Raw genomic sequence first — 7,314 nt, forward strand, 5'->3', positions numbered from 1 at the left:
GATCACGAGCGTTGTTGACACCGGTCTGGTCTTGAACATGGCGAAGACCTCCGGTGTGGTGGGAGCTGTCTAGGAACTCACCTCACGGAGGTCTTCGTGGCCCACCGTAATGCCCGGCTGACGGTCTTCGGTAGGAGACTGCTGGTCGAACGTGTCCGCTCTGGCCGTCCGGTCGCTCATGTGGCCGCCGAGATGGGGATCTCCCGGGCCACGGCCCACAAGTGGATCCGCCGGTGGCGGACCGAGGGCGAGGCGGGCCTGCACGACCGGTCGAGCCGGCCTCGCACGACACCGCACCGGACCCCGGCCGCGGTGGAAGACCGCGTCTGCGGCCTGCGGCAGAGCCGCAAGCTCGGCCCGGCCCGGATCGGCCCGATCGTGGGCCTGCCCGCCTCCACCGTCCACCGGATCCTGACCCGTCACCGGCTCAACCGGCTGGCCTGGCTCGACCGGCCGACCGGCACGGTGATCCGCCGCTACGAACGCGAACGGCCCGGCGAGCTGATCCACGTGGACGTGAAGAAGCTCGGCCGGATCCCCACCGGCGGCGGCCACAAGGTTCTGGGCCGCCAGGCCGGCCGGGCAACCCGCAGCAACATGGGCTTCGACTACGTCCACTCCGCCGTCGACGACCACTCCCGCCTCGCCTACAGCGAGATCCACCCCGACGAGAAGGTCGCGACCTGCGCAAACTTCATGACCCGCGCGGCCGCGTTCTTCCAAAGCCAGGGCATCGACCGCATCGAGCGGGTCCTGACGGACAACGCCTGGGCCTACCGCAAGGGCCTGGCATGGAAGGCAGTCCTGGCCGAGCTCGGCGCGACCGGCAAGCTGACCCGTGCCTATCGGCCACAGACCAACGGCAAGGTCGAACGCTTCAACCGCACCCTGCTCGACGAATGGGCCTACCTGCGGCCCTACACCTCAAACGACGAGCGGACCGAGGCCCTGGCAGACTTCCTCCACACCTACAACCACCATCGCTGCCACACCGCACTGGGCGGACACCCGCCGATCAGCCGTGTCAACAACGCTGCGGGTCAATACACCTAGCGCCCGGCGGCCGCGGTCTTGCCCGTGGTCCCGGCCGCCGGTTCGGGGTCTCCGGCTGGGGCGGTCGGTTCGTCGCCGCCTCGCCGGGCCTCTACCAGGAAGTACGTGAGGAGGCCGGCGAGCAGGCCCCAGAAGGGCGAGCCGACGCCGCCGATCGTCACCCCGGACGCGGTCGCCAGGAAGGTCACCACCGCGGCCTCGCGGCCCCGTTCGTCCGCGACCGTCCGCACCAGGCTCCCCGACAGGGCCCCGAGCAGCGCCACCCCGGCCAGCGTCGCGACGAGCGCGCCGGGCAGCCCGGTGAACAGCGCCACCAGCGTCGAGCCGAAGCAGCCGACCACCAGATAGCCGACCCCGCAGCTCACGCCGGCGACCCAGCGCCGGGCCGGGTCCGGGTGCGCGTCCGGGCCCGTGCAGATGGCGGCCGTGATCGCCGCCGGGTTGATCGCGTGCGAGCCGAACGGCGCGAGCAGCACCGACACCGCGCCGGTCGTCCCGCACACCACCCGCTCGTCGGGCGTGTAGCCGTCGGCCCGCAGCACCGCCATGCCCGGCGCGTACTGCCCGGCGAGCGTCGCCACGAGCATCGGCACGCCGATGCCGACCAGCGCGCCGACGGAGAACTCCGGCACGGTCAGGTGCGGCAGGGCGAGCCCGGCGCCCGGCACGGCCACGTCCAGGCCGCCGGTCGCGCCGGCGACGGCGAGGCCGACGGCGAGCGCGCACACCACCGCGTACGTGGGCAGGAACCGCCGCGCCAGCAGGTAGCCGAGCAGCATCCCGCCGGCGAGCAGCGGCGCGGAGCGGACCGAGGTGAAGATCCCGGTCCCGAACGAGAAGAGGATGCCGGCGAGCATCGCCGAGACGACGCCCTCCGGGATCTTGGCGAGAACCCGGGTGAACACCCCGGTCGCCGTCAGGACCGTGGCCGCCACGCCGGCCACGACGAACGCGCCGACCGCCTCGGCGTACCCGTGCTGCGGCAGTGCCGTGACCAGGATGGCCGCGCCCGGCGTCGAGAACGCCGTGATGATCGGCGCCCGGCTCCACAGGCTCAGCCCGACGCAGGTCAGGCCGGCCCCGATGGACACGGCCCAGACCCACGACGAACTCTCGGCAGCGCTCAGCCCGGCGGCGTCGGCCGCGGCCAGGATGATCGCGAGCGGTCCCGCGTACGAGACCGTCATGGCCACGATCCCGGCGGTCACCGCCGTCCACGGCAGCCGCCGGCCCCCCGATATGTGCGTGGTCATGATGTTTCGTCAGCCCCCAGAGATGCGGTCGCGCCGAGCCCATGTTCGCGCATCGCCGAGGCCGGGAGCGACCGGGCGGGACTACCGAGGCGTAGGCCGGAACGCCTCGATGATCCGGGCGTAACTGTCCCCGCCGTGCCCCGCCTCGACCGCCTCGCGCATCAGCTCCAGATGCAGCCGCGGCAGCCGCCCGTCGATCCCTCGCGCCTCGCCCGCGTGCAGCAGATGACCGATCGCCGCTGCCTGGACGTCGATGGTGGCGTCGTCGCCCGGGTACGCGCCGGCGTCGATCTGGTCCGCGTAGGTGCTCATGAACCAGGCGACCGTGCGCAGCCAGCGGGTGGCGACCTCGGTGAAGTCCTTCGCGGCCACGCCGTCCGCGCCCGCCAGCGCGGTCGCGTGCAGCCAGCCGCCGAAGACCGACCACATGAGGCCCAGCAGCCCGGCGTCGTACAGCGAGGCGAGGCCGGGATCCGCGCCGAGCCCGACCGGGTCGCCGAGCACCGCGAGGGTCTCCCGGTGCTCCGCGAACACCGCCGGATCGCCGCTGTAGAGCACCATGTTGCCCGGGTCCCCCACGCCCGGCGGGGTGGTCATGATGCCGCCGTCCAGGTACGCGGCCCCGTGCTCCGCCGCCCAGGCCGCCTCCTCCCGGGCCTGCTCGGGCGAGCCGCTGGTGAGGTTGACCAGGGTCCGGCCGCGCAGCGCGTCCGCGACGGGGGCCAGCAGCGCGCGGACGGCGGGGTAGTCCAGGACGCAGACCACGACCAGGTCGCTCGCGGCGACGGCCTCGACGACCGAGGCGGCGCGCACCGCGCCGCGGGCGACGAGCGGGTCGGCCTTGGCGGGCGTGCGGTTCCAGACGGTGGTGGGAAGGCCGGCGTCGAGGAAGGCGCCCGCGAGGGCGGCGCCCATCTGGCCGAGGCCCAGGACGGTGACGGCGGTCTTGTGCTCGTTGATCTCGGGCTCGTCGATCTTGTGCTCGTTCATGGGCTCCACGCTCGCAGCGGCGGAATCCGGCCGACAGTGGCAGGACTGACCACCGGCGCAAAATTCCTGCCGTAGCCTCGCGATCATGAGTACCGGAGTCGTCGCCATCGCCGTCCTGCCCGACCCGCGCGTGGGCCTGACGATGTGGGAGCTGTACGAGGTCTCCATCGCCTGCACGGTCTTCGGCGTGCCGCAGCCCGACCTCGCCGACCCCTGGTACGACCTGCGGCTGTGCGGCCCCGGGGACCCCGACCCGGACGGGCGCAACGGCTCCGGTTTCGCGCTGCGCGCCGACCACGGGCTCGACGCGCTGGCCCGCGCGGACACCGTGATCGTCCCGTCCGTCCCGGACGCGGTCGTGGAGGACGGCGAGGAGGTGCCGGCCGAACTGGTCGAGGCGCTGCGCGCGGCCGCGGACTCCGGGGCCCGCATGGTGTCGCTGTGCACCGGCGCGTTCGCGCTCGCCGCGGCCGGGCTGCTCGACGGGCGGCGGGCCACCGCGCACTGGCAGCACACCGCTCAGCTCGCGGCCCGCCACCCGCAGGTGATCGTCGACGACTCGGTGCTCTACACCGAGGAGGGCTCCGTGCTCACCAGCGCCGGGGCGACCGCGGCCCTCGACCTCTGCCTGCACCTGGTACGTCAGGACCTGGGCGCGGCCGTCGCAGGGCAGCTCGCCCGGCGGCTCGTCGTCCCGGCCCACCGTACGGGCGGCCAGGCGCAGTTCATCGAGGCCCCGCTGCCGCCGAGCGACGACGACAGCCTCGGACCGGTGCTCCAGTGGGCCGTCGAGCAGCTCGCCACCCCGCTCACCGTCGACGATCTGGCGCGCCGGGCCCGGATGTCGACCCGTACCTTCCACCGCAGGCTCCAGGAGACCTGCGGGACGACGCCGCTGCAGTGGCTGCTCCAGCAGCGGATCGCCCGCGCCCAGACCCTGCTCGAACGCACCGATCTGCCCGTCGAGCGGATCGGCGAGCAGAGCGGTCTGGGCACGGCGGCGAACCTGCGCCGGCATTTCTCCCGCGCGGTCGGGGTCTCCCCCACCGACTACCGCAGGGCGTTCAGGCCTTCGGCGCGACCTTCGACAGGCCGTTGATGACCCGGTCCATCGCGTCGCCGCCCGTCGGGTCGGTCAGGTTGGCCAGCATCTTCAGCGTGAACTTCATCAGCAGCGGGTGGCTCAGACCGCGCTGCGTCGCGATCTTCATGACCTTCGGATTGCCGATCAGCTTCACGAAGGCGCGGCCCAGCGTGTAGTACCCGCCGTAGGTGTCCTTGAGGATCTTCGGGTAGTTGTGCAGGGCCAGTTCGCGCTGGGCCGGGGTGGCGCGGGCGTGCGCCTGGACGATGACGTCGGCCGCGATCTGGCCGGACTCCATCGCGTACGCGATGCCCTCGCCGTTGAACGGGTTGACCAGGCCGCCCGCGTCGCCGACCAGCAGCAGGCCCTTGGTGTAGTGCGGCTGCCGGTTGAACGCCATCGGCAGGGCGGCCCCGCGGATCGGCGTCGTCATGTTCTCCGGGGTGTAGCCCCACTCCTCCGGCATGGACGCGCACCATGCCTTCAGCACCTCGCGCCAGTCCAGCTCGCGGAAGGCCTTCGAGGAGTTGAGGATGCCGAGCCCGACGTTGGACGTGCCGTCGCCCATGCCGAAGATCCAGCCGTAGCCGGGCAGCAGCCGGTCCTGCGCGCCGCGCCGGTCCCACAGCTCCAGCCAGGACTCCAGGTAGTCGTCGTCGTGCCGGGGCGAGGTGAAGTACGTACGGACGGCGACGCCCATCGGCCGGTCCTCGCGCCGGTGCAGGCCCATGGCGAGGGACAGCCGGGTGGAGTTGCCGTCGGCCGCGACGACGAGCGGCGCGTGGAAGGTGACCTCGCGCTTCTCGTCGCCGAGCTTGGCGTGCACGCCGGTGATCCGTCCGGTGCGGTCGTCGACGATCGGCGCGCCCACGTTGCACTGCTCGTACAGCCGCGCGCCGGCCTTCTGCGCCTGCCGGGCGAGCTGCTCGTCGAAGTCGTCGCGCTTGCGGACCAGTCCGTAGTCCGGGTACGAGGCGAGATCCGGCCAGTCGAGCTGGAGCCGGACGCCGCCGCCGATGATCCGCAGGCCCTTGTTGCGCAGCCAGCCGGCCTCCTCGGAGATGTCGATCCCCATGGCGACGAGCTGCTTGGTGGCGCGCGGGGTGAGCCCGTCGCCGCAGACCTTCTCGCGCGGGAACGCGGTCTTCTCCAGGAGCAGGACGTCCAGTCCGGCCTTGGCGAGGTAGTACGCGGTCGTGGAACCGGCCGGGCCCGCCCCGACGACGATCACATCTGCGCTGTGCTCGGAGAGCGGCTCGGTCACGGCGGGGTCTCCCGAAGAGTCGACGGCAGGTCGGTGGAAGTCTATTGCGGAGCTCCCGCGGCCCCGGGCGGGGGCCGCGGGAGGAACTGCTACAGCGTTACGCCTTGAAGCCTCGGTGCATCGCCACGATGCCGCCGGACAGGTTGCGCCAGGCGACCTTCCCCCAGCCGGCCTTCTGCATCAGGCCCGCGAGGGCGGGCTGGTCCGGCCACGACTGGATGGACTCGGCGAGGTACACGTACGCGTCCGGGTTCGAGGACACCGCGCGCGCGATCGGGGGCAGCGCCCGGATCAGGTACTCCTCGTAGACCGTGCGGAACGGGGCCCAGGTGGGGTGCGAGAACTCGCAGATCACGACCCGGCCGCCGGGCTTGGTCACCCGGTACAGCTCGCGCAGCGCGGCCTCGGTGTCCTGGATGTTCCGCAGCCCGAAGGAGATCGTGACCGCGTCGAAGACCTCGTCGCGGAACGGCAGCTTCGTGCCGTCGCCGGCGGTCAGCGGGAGCCAGCCGTGCTTCTTCTTGCCCTCGCGGAGCATGCCCAGCGAGAAGTCGCAGGGCACCACGTACGCGCCGGTCGCCGCGAAGGGCAGCGAGGAGGTGCCGGTGCCCGCCGCCAGGTCGAGGATCCGCTGCGCGGGGCGGGCGTCGACCGCCTTGGCGACCTCCTTGCGCCAGCGCCGGTCCTGGCCCAGCGAGAGCACGTCGTTGGTCAGGTCGTAGTTGGCCGCCACGTCGTCGAACATCGTGGCGACTTCGTGCGGCTGCTTGTCCAGGGTTGCTCGCGTCACGCGGCCATTGTCGCAGCCGCCTCCCGGAGAGCCGGGGCCCGTCCCCCCGAAGACGCCCGGAAATTTCCCCGGGCCCCCTTCAACCTTTCCCGTACGGGCGCACTCAAGGACGCACGACCGAACACACCACGCGGGAACGCGGCGACGAAGGGAGTGCGATGCAGGCGGCACACGACCCGGACGACGGGTTCGAGGAGTTCGCCCGGGCCGGGCAGCAGCGGCTGTACCGCACGGCGTACCTGCTCTGCGGCGACGCGGACCAGGCCCGGGACCTCACCCAGACCACCCTGGCCAAGGTGTTCCAGCGCTGGCGGCGGGCCGGCACGGCCGATCACCCGCACGCGTACGCCAAGACCGTGCTGACCCGCACGTTCCTCGCCGAGCGGCGGCGCCGGCTGCGCGACCTGCTCGCGTACACCCGGGCCGGCCGGTCCGGCGGCACCGCCGCGGTGTCCGCGCCCGGCGACGCGGACGTACGGGTCACCCTGCTCGCGGCCCTCGCGGAGCTGCCGCCGCGGGCCCGCGCGATGGTCGTCCTACGGTACTGGGAGGACCTCAGCGTGGAGACGGTCGCCGGGCTGCTGCGGTGCAGCGAGTCCACCGTGAAGAGCCAGTGCTCCCGCTCGCTGGCCCGGCTGCGCGAGCGCCTCGGCGAGGCGCACCTGTACGGCGCCGCCGGTTCCCCCGTCCCCGCCCATGCCAACGGAAGCTGAGGAGGCCGCCGTGCCCGACACGACGGACGACACGATGACGGACGACGACACCATGGTCCGCACCGCGATGGACCGCACGACCGAGGAGCTGCCGCCCCTCCCCGACCTCGCGCCCGTCGCGGTCCGGCTGGGCCGCCGGCGGCGCGCCCGCGCCCGGCTGACGGTGG

At 72.8% G+C, this 7,314-nt stretch carries 7 protein-coding genes; 3 read left to right on the forward strand and 4 right to left on the reverse strand.

The genetic code is table 11. The annotated features are described in order from the left end of the window. Nucleotides 1-96: 96 nt before the first annotated feature. Nucleotides 97-1,053 (forward strand): IS481 family transposase, encoded by a 957-nt coding sequence (locus VIU94_RS07830; RefSeq protein ID WP_331908993.1) that lies wholly within the window; start codon nt 97-99, stop codon nt 1,051-1,053. Here VIU94_RS07830 and VIU94_RS07835 read toward each other — a convergent pair. Both VIU94_RS07835 and VIU94_RS07840 read right to left on the reverse strand, forming a co-directional pair. Next, nucleotides 1,050-2,306, reverse strand: coding sequence for a benzoate/H(+) symporter BenE family transporter (locus VIU94_RS07835; protein WP_331908995.1), 1,257 nt, complete (start codon nt 2,304-2,306; stop codon nt 1,050-1,052). The two genes, VIU94_RS07830 and VIU94_RS07835, sit on opposite strands and share 4 nt — an antisense overlap. A gap of 81 nt (nt 2,307-2,387) precedes the next feature. After that, complete coding sequence (locus VIU94_RS07840) at nt 2,388-3,296, reverse strand: NAD(P)-dependent oxidoreductase (protein WP_331908997.1); 909 nt, start codon at nt 3,294-3,296, stop codon at nt 2,388-2,390. An 85-nt stretch (nt 3,297-3,381) separates the two neighbouring features. Here VIU94_RS07840 and VIU94_RS07845 point away from each other — a divergent pair, with 85 nt between their 5' ends. Then, complete coding sequence (locus VIU94_RS07845; RefSeq protein WP_331908999.1) at nt 3,382-4,395, forward strand: helix-turn-helix domain-containing protein; 1,014 nt, start codon at nt 3,382-3,384, stop codon at nt 4,393-4,395. Here VIU94_RS07845 and VIU94_RS07850 read toward each other — a convergent pair. Together VIU94_RS07850 and VIU94_RS07855 are read right to left on the reverse strand one after the other, a co-directional pair. Then, on the reverse strand, nt 4,361-5,644 hold the full coding sequence (locus tag VIU94_RS07850; protein WP_331909001.1) for a geranylgeranyl reductase family protein: 1,284 nt from the start codon (nt 5,642-5,644) through the stop codon (nt 4,361-4,363). The genes VIU94_RS07845 and VIU94_RS07850 overlap by 35 nt on opposite strands. A gap of 97 nt (nt 5,645-5,741) precedes the next feature. Next, nucleotides 5,742-6,434, reverse strand: a complete 693-nt coding sequence (locus VIU94_RS07855) for a demethylmenaquinone methyltransferase (protein ID WP_331909003.1) — start codon at nt 6,432-6,434, stop codon at nt 5,742-5,744. A 158-nt stretch (nt 6,435-6,592) separates the two neighbouring features. Between VIU94_RS07855 and VIU94_RS07860 the strand changes: the two genes are divergently transcribed. Next, on the forward strand, nt 6,593-7,147 hold the full coding sequence (locus VIU94_RS07860; RefSeq protein WP_331909005.1) for a SigE family RNA polymerase sigma factor: 555 nt from the start codon (nt 6,593-6,595) through the stop codon (nt 7,145-7,147). Nucleotides 7,148-7,314: the final 167 nt, after the last annotated feature.

It is taken from the genome of Streptomyces sp., assembly GCF_036566765.1.
Lineage (GTDB): Bacteria > Actinomycetota > Actinomycetes > Streptomycetales > Streptomycetaceae > Streptomyces.